This window comes from Lysobacter korlensis, from assembly GCF_042434515.1.
The window spans coordinates 1,152,646-1,170,451 of the sequence record NZ_JBHLTG010000001.1 but is presented as its reverse complement, the minus strand read 5'-3'; the positions used below and the strand labels follow the sequence as shown (position 1 = coordinate 1,170,451).

Here is a 17,806-nt window from a genome sequence, read left to right as displayed (position 1 = left end):
ACCTCTTCGATTGTTATTCGTTGTGGAGCGCGGGCCGGCAGTCGCCGACCCGCTTCGTACGGATGGATCAGTTCTTCTTCACCACGGCTTCGGCGATGTTTGCCGGCGCCTCGGCATAGTGGTCGAACTCCATCGTGAAGGTTGCGCGGCCCTGCGACATCGAGCGCAGGGACGTGGCGTAACCGAACATCTCGCCCAGCGGGATCATCGCGTTGATGACCTTGCCCGACGGCGTGTCGTCGGAGCCCTGCAGGATGCCGCGACGACGGCTCACGTCGCCCATCACGTCGCCGAGGTAATCCTCCGGCGTCACGATCTCGACCTTCATGATCGGCTCCAGCAGAACCGGGCTCGCCTTGTGGAAGCCATCCTTGAAGCCCATCGAACCGGCAATCTTGAACGCCATTTCCGACGAGTCGACTTCATGGTACGAACCGTCGACCAGCTTCACCTTGACGTCGACGATCGGGTAGCCCGCGAAAATGCCGTTCGCAACTGCTTCCTGGATGCCCTTGTCTACCGCCGGGATGTATTCCTTCGGCACGACGCCACCGACGATCGCGTTCTCGAAGGTGTAGCCGAGGCCGCGCTCCTGCGGCTCGATCTCGAGCCACACGTGACCGAACTGACCCTTGCCGCCGGACTGACGCACGAACTTGCCTTCGGCCTTGACGGCCTTGCGGATCGTTTCGCGGTACGCAACCTGCGGCTTGCCGACGTTCGCCTCGACGTTGAACTCGCGCTTCATGCGGTCGACGAGGATCTCGAGGTGCAGCTCGCCCATACCCGAGATGATTGTCTGGCCAGATTCCTCGTCCGTACGAACACGGAAGCTGGGATCTTCTTGGGCCAGGCGGCCAAGGGCGAGACCCATCTTTTCCTGGTCGGACTTGGTCTTCGGTTCGACGGCCATCGAGATGACCGGCTCCGGGAACACCATGCGCTCGAGCGTGATGATCTTGTCCTGCGAGCACAGCGTGTCGCCCGTGGTCACGTCCTTCAGGCCGACCGCGGCGGCGATGTCGCCCGCGCGGACTTCCTTGATCTCGTCACGGTTGTTCGCGTGCATCTGAAGGATTCGGCCCACACGCTCCTTCTTCGACTTGACCGGGTTGTACACCTGGTCGCCAGAGTTGAGCACGCCGGAGTACACGCGGAAGAACGTGAGCGAACCCACGAACGGGTCCGTCATGATCTTGAACGCGAGCGCCGAGAAGGGCTCGGTGTCGGACGCCTTACGGCTGTCTTCCTTCTCGTTGTCGTCGATGCCCTGCACCGGCGGCCGGTCGGCCGGCGACGGCAGCAGGTTGATGACGCCGTCAAGCATCGCCTGGACGCCCTTGTTCTTGAACGCAGTGCCGCAGAACACGGGAACGATCTCGACGCGCAGCGTACGCTCACGCAGGCCCGAAATGACCTCGGCCTCGGACAAATCGCCCTCATTGAGGTACTTATCCATTAGCTCTTCGGAGGCCTCGGCGGCGGCTTCAACCATGAAGCTACGCGCGTCGGTCGCGATGTCGACGAGTTCGGCCGGGATGTCGCGGTATTCGAACTTCGTGCCCTGCGAAGCGGTATCCCAGTGGATCGCCTTCATCTTGAGCAGGTCGACGACGCCTTCGAAGTTGTCTTCGGCGCCGATCGGCACTTGCATCGGCACCGGGTACGCGCCGAGGCGGGACTTCAGCTGCTCGACGACCTTGTCGAAGTTCGCGCCGGTACGGTCCATCTTGTTGACGAACGCCATGCGCGGCACCGAGTACTTGTTGGCCTGGCGCCAGACTGTCTCCGACTGGGGCTGCACGCCGCCGACGGCGCACAGCACGAACACCGCGCCGTCGAGCACGCGCAACGAACGCTCGACTTCGATCGTGAAGTCGACGTGCCCCGGGGTGTCGATGATGTTGAAGCGATGCTCCGGCAGGGACTTGTCCATGCCCTTCCAGAACGCGGTCGTCGCGGCCGACGTAATGGTGATGCCGCGCTCCTGCTCCTGCTCCATCCAGTCCATCGTCGCGGCACCTTCGTGCACTTCGCCGATCTTGTGGCTGACACCGGTGTAGAACAGGATGCGCTCGGATGTGGTGGTTTTGCCGGCATCAATGTGGGCCATGATGCCGAAGTTGCGGTAACGCTCGATGGGAGTGGTGCGAGCCACGGGACCCTCTCGTAAGTTTTGGGATTCCAAATGGCCGGACGCCGCCTCGTGGGCGGCCTCCGGTTCGCGCGGCAGCGTTTCGCCGCCGCGTCAGAGCTCCTTGGAGCCCTGCTGTGAACCCCCGATTCCGGGGGCTCAGATCACCAGCGGTAGTGCGCGAACGCCTTGTTCGCTTCCGCCATACGGTGGGTCTCTTCACGCTTCTTGATCGCGCCACCGCGATTTTCGGAGGCGTCGATCAGCTCAGCTGCGAGCTTGCGCGGCATGCTGTTCTCGCCGCGCTTGCGAGCGGAATCGATCAGCCAGCGCATCGCCAGCGCCATGCGGCGGGACGCGCGCACTTCGACCGGCACCTGATACGTGGCACCACCGACGCGACGGGACTTAACCTCGACGGCAGGAGCAACGTTGCTGAGCGCCTTCTCGACGAGCTCGACGGCATTGGCGTTCTTTTCGTTGATCACATCCATAGCGCCATAGACGATCTTTTCAGCGATCGACTTCTTGCCGCTCAGCATGACCATATTGATGAAGCGCGCGATCGTTTCGCTGCCGTGCTTGGGGTCGGGCAGGACCGAACGCTGCGGGGTGGAGCCTTTACGCGACATGGGCGTTCACTCGATTTGATTCGTGGATCGCGGCAAGCGGCGCGGAGCAAACCTCCGCCGCGCTCGGCCGCACACAATGATTAGGACTTCGGACGCTTCGCGCCGTACTTGGAGCGACCCTGGCGGCGCTTTGCGACACCGGCGGCGTCGAGCGAGCCACGCACGGTGTGGTAGCGCACGCCCGGCAGGTCCTTGACGCGGCCGCCACGGATCAGCACCACGGAGTGCTCCTGCAGGTTGTGCCCTTCGCCGCCGATGTACGAGATGACCTCGTAACCGTTGGTCAGACGGACCTTAGCGACCTTGCGCAGGGCCGAGTTCGGCTTCTTCGGGGTGGTCGTGTAGACGCGGGTGCAGACGCCGCGACGCTGCGGGCAGTTTGCCAGCGCCGGTGACGTGCTCTTGTAGGTTTCAGGGCTGCGCGGCTTGCGCACCAACTGATTGATCGTCGCCATCAGGAACTCTTTGAAGAAGGCCGACCGGCCTTTCGTGAAAACGAGCGGCGGACAGGCACGCCCAGTCCGCCGAGACGAAAAAGTATAGCCCGCGGCGGACGTTTCCGTCAACGCGAGCTACACATGCGAGTCCGGCGGCCTTACGGCTGCGCCCGACTCTTCAGCGATCCCGCCCGTCCTGGGCCCAAGACGAGGCGCTCCATGCGCCTCATTTGGTGATCTGGGCCGGTACGTGTACCGGCCGGGGTTTAACTAACCGCGCGATTGTATTACGAAGCGCTCGATTCTTCACCTGCCTCGATCATTGCCGATGCGTCGGCAGTGACCGGCGCCGCCAAAGTCTCGAGTTCGGACTCGGTGAGTCCGGTGGCGTCGCGACGGCGGTTGGTGTGATACGCGAGACCGGTACCGGCCGGGATCAGACGGCCAACGATCACGTTCTCCTTGAGACCGCGCAGGCTGTCTCGCGTACCGCGCACAGCGGCCTCGGTCAGCACGCGGGTGGTCTCCTGGAACGACGCAGCCGAGATGAACGACTCGGTTGCAAGCGAGGCCTTGGTGATGCCCAACAGCACGGGCTCGTACTTGGCGAGAATCTCGCCACGGGCGTTCAGGCGGGCGTTTTCCTCGATCAGACGCTGACGCTCGACCTGTTCGCCATTGAGGAACTTGCTGTCGCCCTGGTCAGTGATCTCGACCTTGCGCAGCATCTGGCGAACGATCACCTCAATGTGCTTGTCGTTGATCTTCACGCCCTGCAGGCGGTAGACGTCCTGGATTTCTTTGGTGAGGTACACGGCCAGCGGCTCGACACCCAGCAGACGCAGGATGTCCTGCGGGCTCGGCTCGCCGTCCACCACGGTCTCGCCCTTCTCTACGTGCTCGCCTTCGAACACGATGATCTGGCGGTACTTCGGGATCAGCTCCTCGTGCTCCTCGCCGTCAAGCGGCTTGATGATGAGGCGCTGCTTGCCCTTGGTGTCCTTGCCGAAGCTGACGATGCCAGAGATCTCGGCGAGGATCGCCGGGTCCTTTGGCTTGCGCGCTTCAAACAGGTCGGCCACGCGCGGCAGACCACCGGTGATGTCGCGGGTCTTCGATGCTTCCTGCGGGATCTTGGCGACCACGTCGCCCACGCCGACCGGCGCGCCATCCTGCAGGTTGACGATCGAGCGCGGCGGCAGCATGTACTGGGCCGGCAGATCGGTGCCGGGAATCTGCAGATCCTTGCCGTCCTTGTCGACGATGCGCACGATCGGGCGAAGGTCCTTCGCCTGGGTGCCACGACGCTTCGGGTCGGTGATCTCGCGCGACGCCAGGCCGGTCAGCTCGTCGGTCTTCTCGATGACGGTGACGCCATCGATGAAGTCGATGAAGCGGATGAAGCCTGCGACTTCCGAGACGATCGGGTGGTTATGCGGATCCCAGTTGGCGACCTGCTGGCCGGCACGAAGTTCGGAGCCGTCCTTGACCGTGATCGTCGCACCGTACGGCAGCTTGTAACGCTCGCGCTCACGACCGTGGTTGTCGAGCACGGACAGCTCGCCCGAGCGCGACACCGCGACTAGGTGGCCGTTCGCGTGTTCAACGTGCTTGAGGTTGTTGAATTTGATCGAGCCCGTCGTCTTGACCGTGACGTTGTCGATCGCAGCCGCTCGCGACGCCGCACCACCGATGTGGAACGTACGCATCGTGAGCTGCGTACCCGGCTCACCGATCGACTGCGCCGCAACGACGCCCACGGCCTCGCCGTGATTGACGAGATGACCACGGCCAAGGTCACGGCCGTAGCACGACGAGCAAACGCCGAACGAGCTTTCGCAGGTGATCGTCGAGCGCACCTTGATCAGCTGAACGCCGGCGTCCTCAAGCTTCTGCACCCACTGCTCGTCGAGCAGCGTATTGCGGGTAACGATCGGATCCTCGTCGTTGCCCGGCAGGAACACGTCCTCGGCCACCACACGGCCCAGCACGCGATCGCGCAGCGGCTCGACCACGTCGCCGCCTTCGACGATCGGGGTCATCATCAGACCCTCGACGGTGCCGCAGTCGGTTTCGGTGATCACCACGTCCTGCGCCACGTCGACGAGTCGGCGGGTGAGGTAACCCGAGTTCGCCGTCTTCAGCGCGGTATCCGCGAGGCCCTTACGGGCGCCGTGGGTCGAGATGAAGTACTGCAGGACGTTCAGGCCTTCGCGGAAGTTCGCGGTGATCGGCGTTTCGATGATCGAGCCGTCCGGCTTGGCCATCAGGCCGCGCATACCGGCAAGCTGACGGATCTGCGCCTGCGAACCACGCGCACCGGAGTCGGCCATGATGTAGATCGAGTTCATGGACTTCTGCGGGACACGCTCGCCCTTCGCGTTGGTCACCGTATCGGTGCCGATCGCGTCCATCATCGCCTTGGCCACGCGCTCGTTCGTGCGCGACCAGATGTCGACGACCTTGTTGTAGCGCTCGCCGGCGGTGACCAGGCCCGACTGGTACTGCTGCTGGATTTCCAGCACTTCGGTCTCGGCCTCGTCGAGGATGCCCTTCTTCTCGTCCGGGATGATCATGTCGTCGATGCCGATCGACACGCCGGCACGCGTGGCGTACGCGAAGCCGGTGTACATCAGCTGGTCGGCGAACACGACCGTGTCCTTCAGGCCGAGCATGCGGTAGCAGGAGTTGATCAGGCGGCTGATGTTCTTCTTGGTCAGTTCGACGTTCGCGAGCGCGAACGGCAGGCCTTCCGGAAGCACTTCATGCAGCAGCGCGCGACCGACCGTCGTATCGACGATCGAAGTCTTGCGCTCGCGCGATCCGTCTTCCTGGATCACGGACTCGGTGATGCGGACCTTGCACTTGGCATGCAGCTCGACGACGCGGTTGTCGTACGCGCGCTTGACCTCGGCGACGTTCGCGAAGGCCATGCCCTCGCCCTTCTTGTTCTCGAGGGCGCGAGTCATGTAGTACAGGCCGAGCACGACGTCCTGCGACGGCACAATGATCGGCTCGCCGTTCGCCGGCGACAGGATGTTGTTCGACGCCATCATCAGCGCGCGTGCTTCCAGCTGTGCCTCGAGGCTCAGCGGGACGTGCACGGCCATCTGGTCACCGTCGAAGTCGGCGTTGAATGCCGTACACACGAGCGGATGCAGCTGGATCGCCTTGCCTTCGATGAGGACCGGCTCGAACGCCTGGATGCCAAGACGGTGCAGCGTCGGAGCGCGGTTCAGAAGCACCGGATGCTCGCGGATCACCTCTTCGAGGATGTCCCACACTTCCGCCTCTTCACGCTCGACGAGCTTCTTCGCGGCCTTGATCGTCGTGGCGAGGCCACGGCGCTGCAGCTTGGCGAAGATGAAGGGCTTGAAGAGCTCAAGCGCCATCTTCTTCGGCAGGCCGCACTCGTGCAGGCGCAGCGTCGGACCGACCACGATGACCGAACGGCCGGAGTAGTCCACGCGCTTGCCGAGCAGATTCTGGCGGAAACGGCCCTGCTTGCCCTTGATCATGTCGGCGAGCGACTTGAGCGGGCGCTTGTTGGTACCGGTGATCGCACGGCCGCGGCGACCGTTATCCATCAGGGCGTCGACCGACTCCTGCAGCATGCGCTTTTCATTGCGCACGATGATGTCCGGCGCGCTGAGTTCGAGCAGGCGGCGCAGGCGGTTGTTGCGGTTGATGACGCGGCGGTACAGGTCGTTGAGATCCGACGTCGCGAAGCGGCCGCCGTCCAGCGGGACCAGTGGACGCAGATCCGGCGGCAGCACCGGCAGCACGGTCATGACCATCCACTCCGGGCGGTTGCCGGACTCGATGAAGGCCTCGATCAGCTTGATGCGCTTGGTCAGCCGCTTGAGCTTGGTCTCCGAACCGGTCGAGGCGATGTCCTCACGCAACTGGATCATCTCGGACTGCAGGTCGATCGTGCGCAGCAGGTCGTACACGGCTTCGGCGCCCATCGCGGCTTCGAAGTCGTCGCCGTGCTCCTGGCGGGCCTGCATGAACTGCTCTTCGTTGAGCAGCATTCCGCGCTCGAGCGGAGTCAGGCCCGGCTCGGTCACGACATACGCTTCGAAGTAGAGGATGCGCTCGATGTCGCGCAGTGTCATGTCGAGCATCAGGCCGATGCGCGACGGCAGCGACTTGAGGAACCAGATGTGCGCGACCGGGCTGGCCAGGTCGATGTGGCCCATGCGCTCGCGTCGCACCTTGGCCAGGGTCACTTCCGTGCCGCACTTCTCGCAAACCACGCCGCGGTGCTTCATGCGCTTGTACTTGCCGCACAGGCACTCGTAGTCCTTGATCGGACCGAAGATCGCCGCGCAGAACAGGCCGTCACGCTCGGGCTTGAACGTACGGTAATTGATCGTTTCGGGCTTCTTGACCTCGCCGAAGGACCACGAGCGGATCAGCTCCGGGGACGCGAGCGCGATCTTGATCGCGTCGAAGTCGAGCGCCGGGCGCTGCTGGTTGAACAGATTGAGCAGGTCTTTCATTTTGTTCTCCAAGCGGAGGAATTCGTCAGGAACCGGAAATCACCGGAGGTGGCTCGCAGGCGCGCATCAAGCAGCGCCTGCGAGCCGGGTCGGCACTCAGTCCTCTTCGAGCTCCATGTTGATCGCGAGCGAACGGATTTCCTTCACCAGCACGTTGAAGGACTCCGGCATGCCCGCGACCATTTCGTACTCGCCGTCGACGATGTTCTTGTACATCTGGTTGCGGCCCTGCACGTCGTCGGACTTCACCGTCAGCATTTCCTGCAGGGTGTAGGCCGCGCCGTAGGCTTCCAGTGCCCAGACTTCCATCTCACCGAAGCGCTGGCCACCGAACTGCGCCTTGCCGCCCAGCGGCTGCTGGGTGACGAGCGAGTACGGACCAGTCGAACGCGCGTGCATCTTGTCGTCGACCAGGTGGTTGAGCTTCAGCATGTGCATGTAGCCGACCGTCACCGGGCGTTCGAACGCCTCGCCCGTGCGTCCGTCATGCAGGATCGTCTGGCCGCTGCTCGGCAGTTCCGCGAGTTCGAGCATGCGCTTGATCTCGAACTCCGCCGCACCGTCGAACACCGGCGTCGCCATCGGGACGCCATCGGTGAGGTTCTTCGCCAGCGTGAGCAGTTCCTGATCGCTGAACTGCGTCAGGTCGACGCGCTCGCCCACCACGTCGTTGTCGTGGTTGTAGATCTGGTCGAGGAAGGCACGCAGCTCGGTGACCGCGGCCTGAGCCTCGATCATGCGCTGGATCTTCGCGCCCAGCCCCTTCGCCGCCCAACCCAAGTGAACCTCGAGGATCTGCCCGATGTTCATACGCGACGGCACGCCGAGCGGGTTGAGCACGATGTCGACAGTCTGGCCGTCGGCCATGTACGGCATGTCCTGCACGGGCACGATCGTCGAGACGACACCCTTGTTGCCGTGGCGGCCTGCCATCTTGTCGCCCGGCTGGATGCGGCGCTTAACGGCCAGGAACACCTTGACCATCTTGAGCACGCCCGGAGCGAGGTCGTCGCCCTGCGTGATCTTGCCGCGCTTGTCGGCGAAGCGCTTCTCGAACTCGGCCTTGTGGGCTTCGATCTGCTTCTGCGCGCGCTCAATCGCCTCGACTGCGTCCTCGTCCTTCATGCGCAGCGTGAACCAGTCCGAACGCTTGAGGCCGTCGAGCACGAGGCTGGTGACGGTCTCACCCTTCTTCAGGCCGGCGCCGCCGTTGGCGGTCTTGCCGATCAGCTGGCTGCGCAGACGGTCGAAGATCGCCGCTTCGAGGATGCGGTACTGGTCGTCGAAGTCCTTCTTGACGCGACGGATCTCGGACTCCTCGATCTGGCGCGCACGCTTGTCCTTCTCGATGCCGTCGCGGGTGAAGACCTGCACGTCGATGACGGTGCCGTCCATGCCCGGCGGCACGCGCAGCGAGCTGTCCTTAACGTCGGACGCCTTCTCGCCGAAGATCGCGCGCAGCAGCTTCTCTTCCGGCGTCAGCTGGCTCTCGCCCTTCGGCGTGACCTTGCCCACCATGATGTCGCCGGCGCGCACTTCGGCGCCGATGTACACCACGCCGGACTCATCGAGGCGATTGAGCGCGTTCTCGGAGACGTTCGGGATGTCGGCGGAAATCTCCTCCGGCCCGAGCTTCGTGTCGCGCGCGACGCAGGTCAGCTCCTCGATGTGAATCGTCGTGTAGCGATCTTCCTTGACGACGCGCTCTGAAAGCAGGATCGAGTCTTCGAAGTTGTAACCGTTCCACGGCATGAACGCGACGAGCATGTTCTGGCCGAGCGCGAGCTCGCCGATGTCCGTCGAAGGACCGTCGGCCAGCACGTCGCCGCGCGCGATCACGTCACCGACCTTCACCAGAGGGGTCTGGTTGATGCAGGTGTTCTGGTTCGAACGCGTGTACTTGATCAGGTTGTAGATGTCGACGCCGGCATCGGTCTCGCCGGAGATCTCCTCTTCATTGACCTTGACCACGATGCGGGCTGCGTCGATCTGCTCGATCGTGCCGCCGCGCAGTGCATTTACGGTCACGCCCGAGTCGCGGGCCACCGCGCGCTCGATGCCCGTGCCGACCAGCGGCTTCTGGGCCTTGAGCGTCGGGACCGCCTGGCGCTGCATGTTCGCGCCCATCAGTGCGCGGTTCGCGTCGTCGTGCTCAAGGAACGGCACGAGCGCGGCCGCGACCGACACTGTTTGCATCGGCGAGACGTCCATGAAGTGGATCTCGGCCGGCGGCTTGAGCAGCGACTCGCCCTGGTAACGGCATGCGACGAACTGCGCGGTAAGCGTGCCGTTCTCGTCCTGAGGCGCGTTCGCCTGGGCGATGACGTACTCGTTCTCTTCGATGGCCGACAGGAACTCGACCTCGTCGGTCACCTGGCCGTCCACGACGCGGCGGTACGGCGTCTCGAGGAAGCCGTACTGGTTCGTGCGCGCGTACACAGCGAGCGAGTTGATCAGACCGATGTTCGGGCCTTCAGGCGTCTCGATCGTGCAGACGCGACCGTAGTGGGTCGGGTGGACGTCGCGCACTTCGAAGCCAGCGCGTTCACGGGTGAGGCCGCCCGGGCCGAGGGCCGACACGCGACGCTTGTGCGTGACTTCCGACAGCGGGTTGTTCTGATCCATGAACTGCGACAGCTGCGAGGAGCCGAAGAACTCCTTGATCGCAGCGGCGACAGGCTTGGCGTTGATGAGCTCCTGTGGCGTGAGTCCTTCGGACTCGGCCATCGACAGGCGCTCCTTGACCGCGCGCTCAACGCGGACCAGGCCCACGCGGAACGTGTTCTCGGCCATCTCGCCGACCGAACGCACGCGACGATTGCCCAGGTGGTCGATGTCGTCGACCACGCCGCGACCGTTGCGGATCTCGGTCAGCGTGCGGACGACGTCGAGGATGTCCGAGGTCTCCCCGAGCGCATCGCGCAGGCGGACGGACTCGTCGTCCTTGCGGTCGGCGAAGTACTTGGCGTCGTACAGCACAGCGGCGCCAGTGGTTTCCTTGCGGCCGATGCGACGGTTGAACTTCATGCGGCCGACGGCCGACAGGTCGTAACGGTCGAACGTGAAGAACAGGTTGTGGAACAGGTTCTGCGCCGCGTCCTTGGTGGGCGGCTCGCCCGGACGCATCATGCGGTAGATCTCGACGAGCGCCTCCAGCTGGGTCTTGCTCGGATCGATGCGCAGCGTGTTCGAAATGTACGGACCACGGTCGAGGTCGTTGACCCAGATCGTGCCGACGGACTCGATACCGGCCTTGCGGAACGCGGCCAGCTGGTCGTCGTTGATTTCGTCGTTCGCGTTCGCGAGCAGTTCGCCCGTCTTCGGGTCCACAACGTCGTGCGCGAGGATTCGGCCCACCAGGTAGCTGTCCGGCACGGCCAGCGCGGCGATGCCCGACTGCTCCATCTGCTTGACGTGGCGCGCGGTTACGCGCTTACCGGCCTCGACGATGATGCGTTCGCCGTCAGCGAGATCGAAGTCCAGCGTTTCACCGCGCAAGCGCTCGGACACGAGCTCCCACTGCACGCCCTCGGGGAGGATGTGGAACGTGTTGATCTCGAAGAACTCGCGCAGCATTTCCTCGTTCGAGTAGCCGAGCGCGCGCAGCAGCACAGTCACCGGCAGCTTGCGGCGGCGATCGATTCGGGTGAACAGCGCGTCCTTCGGGTCGAACTCGAAGTCGAGCCAGGAGCCACGGTAAGGAATGATGCGGGCGCTGTAGAGAAGCTTGCCCGAGCTGTGCGTCTTGCCACGGTCGTGGTCGAAGAACACGCCCGGCGAGCGGTGCAACTGGGAGACGATGACGCGCTCGGTGCCATTGACGATAAAGGTGCCGTTGCCCGTCATGAGCGGAATTTCGCCCATGTAGACTTCCTGCTCCTTCACGTACTTGATCGCCTTGGTCGACGACTCACGGTCGTAGATCACCAGGCGCACGGTCACGCGCAGCGGCGCGCCGTAGCTCATGCCACGTGTGCGGCATTCACGCTCGTCAAACGCCGGTTCGCCGAGCTTGTAGCCCACGTACTCGAGCGCAGCGTTCCCGCTGTAGCTGACGATCGGAAACACCGATTTCAGCGCCGCATGCAGGCCGCGGTCTTCGCGGCGGGCCGGATCGATGTTTTCCTGCAGGAACTCGCGGTACGAGTCGACCTGGATCGCGAGCAGGAACGGCACCTCGAGGATTGCCTTGCGCTTGCCGAAATCCTTGCGGATGCGCTTCTTCTCGGTGAACGAATACTTCGACGTGGAAGTGGACATGATGAGCTACCGCCTCTGTGGAGCCGGGATTGGAGCCGTCGACCAAGCCTCACGCGAGCGCGTGGCGCTCGGTGCAGTCCGTGTCGCGAAACTCGAAGCCCTGGGACGAAAGTAAATTGCCAGTTGGGAGTCGCTGGTATTGCCGGCACCAGCACGCCCTCTCCCGCTACTTCCAACTGCCAACTCGATGGGCCGGGTGATTGGGGACAGGTTCGGATTCGACGGCAGAACTGCCGCGACCTCGAATCCTAACCGCCGAACCTCCAACCCCGGCTTTACAACGGCCAAAGGCCGGGGGCTTTCGCCCCCAGCCTCAGGTGGTCGCCAGTGGAAGCCGGCGACGCAACTACGGGTTACTTGACTTCGACGGTCGCGCCAGCGGCCTCGAGGTCCTTCTTCATCTTTGCGGCGTCGTCCTTCGACGCGCCTTCCTTCACGACGCCACCGGCTTCGGTCAGGTCCTTCGCTTCCTTCAGGCCCAGGCCGGTGATGGCGCGGACGGCCTTGATGACCTCGACCTTCTTGTCGCCGGCCGACTTCAGGATGACGTTGAACTCGGTCTGCTCTTCGACCGGAGCCGCGGCGGCGGCTGGGCCAGCGGCCATGACCGGGGCAGCGGCGGAGACGCCGAACTTCTCTTCGATGGCCTTGACCAGCTCCATCACTTCCATCAGGGTCATGCCGGCAACGGCGTCGACGATCTGGTCGTTGGAAAGGGACATTTGTATTACCTCTGGAAATTGATCTTACGAATCGGATTCAGGATCGACACTCGCGTTCGCGAGTGATCGTCAGGCGGTTTCAGCCGCGGCTTCGGTCGTTTCCGCGCCAGCGTCGGCAGCATCGCCACCGCCCTGCTGGTCGGCCACCGCCTTGACCGCACGCGCGAACATGGCAGCCGGCTCGGCGAGGACGCGGGCCAGCATGGCCAGAGCCTGTTCGCGGGTCGGCAGCGACGCGAGCACGTCGACGTGGCTCGCCGGGTACAGCTGGCCGCCAACGGCAACCACCTTCGCCTTGAGCTTGTCGTTACCCTTCGAGAAGTCCTTGATCAGACGCCCGGCAGCGCCGGGTTCTTCCGTCGAGAACGCATACAGCAGCGGACCGACGAGTGCGTCTTTCGTGCACTCGTACTCGGTACCTTCGACCGCGCGGACGGCCAGCGTGTTCTTGACAACCTTCAAGAAAACGCCGGTCTCGCGAGCCTGCTTGCGCATGGCGGTCAACTGACCGACCGACATGCCTGCGTACTCGGCAGCAACCAAGGAGTGGGCGGTCGCGGCAACTTCCGCGAGCTCGGCCACTACTTCTTGCTTCTGAGACAGATTGAGAGCCATTGCACTCCTCCAAATGAACTCCGCTCACGGCTCCTGCCGTTTGCGGTCCTGGGCGGCACCTGCTCCCTGGCGCCGGGGACGCCGGAGGCGTCCCGGTGGTGGCCACTCCAGAAAAATTCCAGAAAGGCGGCACCATCTGCGCAGGCCGATCCGTATGGATCCGGATTAAGCAGCCCCGCTTGCTTCGACGGCGGTTCCTTGCCAAAGCGCGCATCCCTGCACGTCGTCGTAGCGCGCTGACCGCACCTGCGGTCTTTGACGGCTTCGTCCGGAACGGGTCCGGACGATGCCTTCAAAAGTGTGGGGCTGTGCGCCGCCCCGTCCAGCGCGCCTGAACGCGCCGGGCGTACTGCTGAATTACTTGAGCGTCAGCGAAGCGGTGTCGACCGTCACGCCCGGACCCATGGTCGAGCTGATCGAGACCTTCTGAAGGTATTGACCCTTTGAGGTCGCCGGCTTGGCCTTGATCAGGTCCATCAGCAGCGCCTGCAGGTTGTCCTTCAGCGAGCCGTCTTCGAAGCTGGCCTTGCCGATCGTGCAGTGGATGATGCCGGCCTTGTCGGTGCGATAGCGCACCTGGCCACCCTTCGCGTTCTTCACGGCTTCGGCCGGGTTCGGCGAAACGGTGCCAACCTTCGGGTTGGGCATCAGACCGCGCGGACCGAGCACTTGGCCGAGCTTACCGACGACGCGCATCGCGTCCGGGGTCGCAATGACGACGTCATAGTTCAGGTCGCCCGCCATCATCTGCTCGGCGAGATCGTCCATGCCGACAGCCTCGGCGCCTGCGGCGCGGGCTTCGTCAGCCTTGGCACCCGCCGGGGCGAACACCGCCACGCGCACGGTTTTGCCGGTGCCGGCCGGAAGGACGGTCGAGCCGCGGACCTGCTGGTCCGACTTCTTCGCGTCCACGCCCAGGCGAACGGCAACGTCGACGGACTCGACGAACTTTGCCTTGCTGGTGTTCTTGAGGATCTGGACCGCCTCTTCGAACGGGTAGGCCTTACCCGGAACGACGGCTGCCTTGATTGCTTTCTCGCGCTTGGTCATCGCCATGATCAGCCCTCCACCACCAGACCCATGCTGCGGGCCGAGCCCGCAATCGTACGCACCGCCGCCTCGAGTTCAGCCGCCGTCAGGTCGGCTTCCTTCTGGCGCGCGATGTCCTCGAGCTGGGCGCGGGTAACCTTACCCACCTTCTCGGTGTTCGGACGCTTCGAGCCGGACGTGATGCCGGCCGCCTTCTTCAGCAGGACGGAAGCCGGCGTGCTCTTCGTGACGAAGGTGAACGTACGGTCGGAATACGCGGTGATGATGACCGGCGTTGGCAGTCCCGGCTCGAGCTTGGAGGTCGCGGCGTTGAACGCCTTGCAGAACTCCATGATGTTCAGACCGCGCTGACCCAGCGCAGGACCAACGGGCGGCGAGGGGTTGGCCTGACCGGCCTTGACCTGCAGCTTGATGTAGCCGACTACTTTCTTTGCCATTTGCTTGCTCTCCGGGTGCTAGCGCCTGAACCGCAGGCTCCCCATCGCGCCGGGAAAATCACGTGTCCCGACATCACGTTATCTATGCGCGAGCGGCCGCACGATGGCGGCCGGCGCGAAAACGCAGACTCCCCGCTCAGGCAGGGAGCCGCGCAGTATATCAGGCTTTTTCGACTTGGCCGAATTCGAGTTCGACCGGCGTCGAGCGTCCAAAGATCAGCACGGCGACGCGCAAGCGGCTCTTCTCGTAGTTGATCTCTTCGACGACCCCGTTGAAGTCGTTGAACGGGCCATCGACCACGCGCACCATCTCGCCGGGCTCGAAGAGCACCTTTGGCCGCGGCTTCTCGACGCCTTCCTGAACGCGCTGCAGGATCATGTCGGCTTCGCGGTCGGCGATCGGCAACGGCCGGTCGGCGGTACCACCGATAAAACCCATGACCTTCGGGGTTTCTTTGATGAGGTGCCACGACTCGCTGTCGATGCGCGGAATGCCGTTGTCGTCGTGCGTCGCGATCTGGACCAGCACGTAGCCGGGAAAGAACTTGCGTTCGGACCGGCGCTTCTGCCCGGCACGCATCTCGATGACCTCTTCCGTCGGAACCAGCACATCGCCGAAGCGATCCTGCATGTCCGCGCGGACGATGCGGTCACGCAGCGCTTGGGCCACCGACTTCTCGAACCCGGAATAGGCGTGGACGACGTACCAGCGCTTGTTGGCGTCGGAGCTCTGCGATTCGTTCATTTGTTCACCGTCCCAGCAGGAACTTCACAGCGGCCTGGATGATGACGTCGAAGCCGGCCAGGATGAGGCTGAGCACAGCGACGGCGATCATGACGACCCAGGTGGTGCGCATGGCTTCCTGGCGCGTGGGCCAGACCACCTTGCGCAACTCGAAACGGGATTCCGACAGGAACTCGCGCGTCTGGCCGCCCTTGGCGGTGACAGCGAACACCACGACCGCAGCGACGATTCCGAGCACCACAATCAGGGTGCGCAGCGCCGTGGGCCACTGGTCGAACCAGTAATATGCAAAAACGCTGGCCGCCACGAGAAGCAGCGCCAGCGCATACTTGAAGACGTCAGCCGCGGATCCGCTCCGGGATGGCTCGATCTTGCTGTTCATCCTGAGAGTCCCTTGGGAGAGTCCGCGGCGATGCGCGGACTTTCGAATCTTGATGCGTGGCGTCGCGACCTGATCGGTCGGCTCACCCGCAGTTGGCACGCCAGGAGGGACTCGAACCCCCAACCTGCGGTTTTGGAGACCGCTGCTCTGCCAATTGAGCTACTGGCGTATGCCTGAAAACGCGCCGCCAGACTTCAGTCTTAACGGCGAAAGCGGACCGGAGATTGTCAGCCAATCTACGGCCCGCCGTCGCGATAGCGGCCTCTCGGCCGCTTCGCCTTACTTGATGATCTTCGCCACCACGCCGGCGCCGACGGTGCGGCCGCCCTCGCGGATTGCAAAGCGCAGACCTTCGTCCATCGCGACCGGGTTGATCAGCGTGACCACCATCTTCACGTTGTCGCCCGGCATCACCATCTCGACGCCTTCCGGCAGCTGCACCGCACCGGTGATGTCGGTGGTGCGGAAGTAGAACTGCGGACGGTAGCCCTTGAAGAACGGCGTGTGGCGGCCGCCCTCGTCCTTGCTCAGCACGTAGACTTCGGCTTCGAAGTCGGTGTGCGGCTTGATCGAACCCGGCTTGCACAGCACCTGGCCGCGCTCGACGTCGTCGCGCTTCGTGCCGCGCAGCAGCAGACCGGCGTTGTCGCCTGCCTGACCCTGGTCGAGCAGCTTGCGGAACATCTCGACGCCGGTGACCGTGGTCTTCTGCGTGGCGCGGATGCCGACGATTTCGATTTCGTCGCCGACCTTGATGATGCCGCGCTCGATACGACCGGTGACAACCGTGCCGCGACCGGAGATCGAGAACACGTCTTCGACCGGCATCAGGAACGGCTTGTCGATGTCACGCTCGGGCTCGGGGATGAACGTGTCGAGCGCGTCGACGAGCTTAAGGATCGCCGGCACGCCGATCTCGCTCTGGTCGCCTTCCAGCGCCAGGCGGGCCGAACCGTGGATGATCGGGGTGTCGTCGCCCGGGAAGTCGTACTTCGTGAGCAGCTCACGCACTTCCATTTCGACCAGCTCGAGCAGCTCGGCGTCGTCGACCATGTCAGCCTTGTTCAGGAACACGACGATGTACGGCACACCGACCTGACGCGAGAGCAGGATGTGCTCGCGGGTCTGCGGCATCGGACCGTCAGCGGCCGAGCACACCAGGATCGCGCCGTCCATCTGCGCCGCACCGGTGATCATGTTCTTGACGTAGTCGGCGTGGCCCGGGCAGTCAACGTGCGCGTAGTGACGGTTGGCCGATTCGTACTCGACGTGTGCGGTCGAGATCGTGATGCCGCGCGCCTTCTCTTCCGGCGCCGCGTCGATCGCGTCGTATGCCTTGAACTCGCCGCCAAAACGCTCGGCGCCCACCTTCGTCAGCGCCGCCGTCAGCGTCGTCTTGCCGTGGTCAACGTGACCGATCGTGCCCACGTTCACGTGGGGCTTGGTGCGCTCGAACTTACCCTTGGCCATGGTTGCGTCTCGATGAGGTCGTGCTAGGTGGGATCAAAGATGGTGCTCACGACTGGAATCGAACCAGCGACCTCCTCCTTACCAAGGAGGTGCTCTACCGACTGAGCTACGTGAGCAGATTGTTCAAACAGGCGAGTGTCGCGACATCAATGGAGCGGGAGACGGGGATCGAACCCGCACCATCAGCTTGGAAGGCTGAGGTTCTACCATTGAACTACTCCCGCGCCGGCCAACTCGCGCTGGCTTCACCTGCTTGGGTACTGCGCCGACGGATGGTAATGCCGCCGGGTTTTACTGTCGCACCAGCAACTGCCGGCGTGAACTGGTGGAGGGAGGTGGATTCGAACCACCGAAGGCGTGAGCCAGCAGATTTACAGTCTGCCCCCGTTGGCCGCTTGGGTATCCCTCCAAAGAGCC

General features: G+C 63.8%; 12 protein-coding genes and 4 tRNA genes. All 16 read right to left on the bottom strand.

Annotated elements, in window-relative coordinates; translation table 11 throughout:
- Nucleotides 1-67 precede the first annotated feature (67 nt).
- Nucleotides 68-2,158 carry an elongation factor G gene (fusA, locus tag ACFFGH_RS05240; RefSeq protein ID WP_386665486.1) on the bottom strand — a complete coding sequence of 697 codons (2,091 nt, stop codon included), beginning with the start codon at nucleotides 2,156-2,158 and terminating at the stop codon, nucleotides 68-70.
- Nucleotides 2,159-2,298: 140 nt separating this feature from the next.
- Nucleotides 2,299-2,766, bottom strand: a complete 468-nt coding sequence (rpsG, locus tag ACFFGH_RS05235) for a 30S ribosomal protein S7 (RefSeq protein WP_386665483.1) — start codon at nucleotides 2,764-2,766, stop codon at nucleotides 2,299-2,301.
- A gap of 80 nt (nucleotides 2,767-2,846) precedes the next feature.
- Nucleotides 2,847-3,221 carry a 30S ribosomal protein S12 gene (gene rpsL / locus ACFFGH_RS05230; RefSeq protein ID WP_242103006.1) on the bottom strand — a complete coding sequence of 125 codons (375 nt, stop codon included), beginning with the start codon at nucleotides 3,219-3,221 and terminating at the stop codon, nucleotides 2,847-2,849.
- A 269-nt stretch (nucleotides 3,222-3,490) separates the two neighbouring features.
- Nucleotides 3,491-7,708 (bottom strand): DNA-directed RNA polymerase subunit beta', encoded by a 4,218-nt coding sequence (rpoC, locus tag ACFFGH_RS05225; RefSeq protein WP_386665480.1) that lies wholly within the window; start codon nucleotides 7,706-7,708, stop codon nucleotides 3,491-3,493.
- Nucleotides 7,709-7,804: 96 nt separating this feature from the next.
- Nucleotides 7,805-11,968, bottom strand: a complete 4,164-nt coding sequence (gene rpoB / locus ACFFGH_RS05220) for a DNA-directed RNA polymerase subunit beta (protein ID WP_386665478.1) — start codon at nucleotides 11,966-11,968, stop codon at nucleotides 7,805-7,807.
- Nucleotides 11,969-12,321: 353 nt separating this feature from the next.
- Nucleotides 12,322-12,690, bottom strand: a complete 369-nt coding sequence (rplL, locus tag ACFFGH_RS05215; RefSeq protein ID WP_386665476.1) for a 50S ribosomal protein L7/L12 — start codon at nucleotides 12,688-12,690, stop codon at nucleotides 12,322-12,324.
- Nucleotides 12,691-12,759: 69 nt separating this feature from the next.
- Nucleotides 12,760-13,305, bottom strand: coding sequence for a 50S ribosomal protein L10 (gene rplJ / locus ACFFGH_RS05210; RefSeq protein ID WP_386665473.1), 546 nt, complete (start codon nucleotides 13,303-13,305; stop codon nucleotides 12,760-12,762).
- 357 nt (nucleotides 13,306-13,662) lie between these two features.
- Complete coding sequence (gene rplA, locus ACFFGH_RS05205) at nucleotides 13,663-14,361, bottom strand: 50S ribosomal protein L1 (RefSeq protein ID WP_386665471.1); 699 nt, start codon at nucleotides 14,359-14,361, stop codon at nucleotides 13,663-13,665.
- Nucleotides 14,362-14,363: 2 nt separating this feature from the next.
- Entirely contained in the window at nucleotides 14,364-14,792 is a 429-nt protein-coding gene (rplK, locus tag ACFFGH_RS05200; protein WP_386665469.1) for a 50S ribosomal protein L11, read from the bottom strand.
- 160 nt (nucleotides 14,793-14,952) lie between these two features.
- Nucleotides 14,953-15,537, bottom strand: a complete 585-nt coding sequence (gene nusG, locus ACFFGH_RS05195; RefSeq protein ID WP_386665466.1) for a transcription termination/antitermination protein NusG — start codon at nucleotides 15,535-15,537, stop codon at nucleotides 14,953-14,955.
- A 4-nt stretch (nucleotides 15,538-15,541) separates the two neighbouring features.
- The gene (secE, locus tag ACFFGH_RS05190; RefSeq protein ID WP_386665463.1) at nucleotides 15,542-15,919 is read right to left on the bottom strand and encodes a preprotein translocase subunit SecE; all 378 of its coding nucleotides are present in this window, start codon (nucleotides 15,917-15,919) and stop codon (nucleotides 15,542-15,544) included.
- Between the two features lie 93 nt (nucleotides 15,920-16,012).
- Nucleotides 16,013-16,088 (bottom strand) — tRNA-Trp (locus ACFFGH_RS05185).
- Between the two features lie 110 nt (nucleotides 16,089-16,198).
- Nucleotides 16,199-17,389 (bottom strand): elongation factor Tu, encoded by a 1,191-nt coding sequence (gene tuf, locus ACFFGH_RS05180; protein WP_386665461.1) that lies wholly within the window; start codon nucleotides 17,387-17,389, stop codon nucleotides 16,199-16,201.
- 40 nt (nucleotides 17,390-17,429) lie between these two features.
- Nucleotides 17,430-17,505: transfer RNA gene (locus ACFFGH_RS05175), tRNA-Thr, on the bottom strand.
- A gap of 34 nt (nucleotides 17,506-17,539) precedes the next feature.
- Nucleotides 17,540-17,613: transfer RNA gene (locus tag ACFFGH_RS05170), tRNA-Gly, on the bottom strand.
- A gap of 99 nt (nucleotides 17,614-17,712) precedes the next feature.
- Nucleotides 17,713-17,798 (bottom strand) — tRNA-Tyr (locus tag ACFFGH_RS05165).
- Between the last annotated feature and the right edge of the window lie 8 nt (nucleotides 17,799-17,806).

What these genes read in the sequence shown, in the direction of transcription:
- rpoC (WP_386665480.1), bottom strand. Translation starts at nt 7,708, where the DNA reads ATGAAAGACCTGCTCAATCTGTTCAACCAGCAGCGCCCGGCGCTCGAC.
- secE (WP_386665463.1), bottom strand. Translation starts at nt 15,919, where the DNA reads ATGAACAGCAAGATCGAGCCATCCCGGAGCGGATCCGCGGCTGACGTC.
- nusG (WP_386665466.1), bottom strand. Translation starts at nt 15,537, where the DNA reads ATGAACGAATCGCAGAGCTCCGACGCCAACAAGCGCTGGTACGTCGTC.
- rpsG (WP_386665483.1), bottom strand. Translation starts at nt 2,766, where the DNA reads ATGTCGCGTAAAGGCTCCACCCCGCAGCGTTCGGTCCTGCCCGACCCC.
- rplL (WP_386665476.1), bottom strand. Translation starts at nt 12,690, where the DNA reads ATGTCCCTTTCCAACGACCAGATCGTCGACGCCGTTGCCGGCATGACC.
- rplK (WP_386665469.1), bottom strand. Translation starts at nt 14,792, where the DNA reads ATGGCAAAGAAAGTAGTCGGCTACATCAAGCTGCAGGTCAAGGCCGGT.
- rpoB (WP_386665478.1), bottom strand. Translation starts at nt 11,968, where the DNA reads ATGTCCACTTCCACGTCGAAGTATTCGTTCACCGAGAAGAAGCGCATC.
- tuf (WP_386665461.1), bottom strand. Translation starts at nt 17,389, where the DNA reads ATGGCCAAGGGTAAGTTCGAGCGCACCAAGCCCCACGTGAACGTGGGC.
- rplA (WP_386665471.1), bottom strand. Translation starts at nt 14,361, where the DNA reads ATGGCGATGACCAAGCGCGAGAAAGCAATCAAGGCAGCCGTCGTTCCG.
- rplJ (WP_386665473.1), bottom strand. Translation starts at nt 13,305, where the DNA reads ATGGCTCTCAATCTGTCTCAGAAGCAAGAAGTAGTGGCCGAGCTCGCG.
- rpsL (WP_242103006.1), bottom strand. Translation starts at nt 3,221, where the DNA reads ATGGCGACGATCAATCAGTTGGTGCGCAAGCCGCGCAGCCCTGAAACC.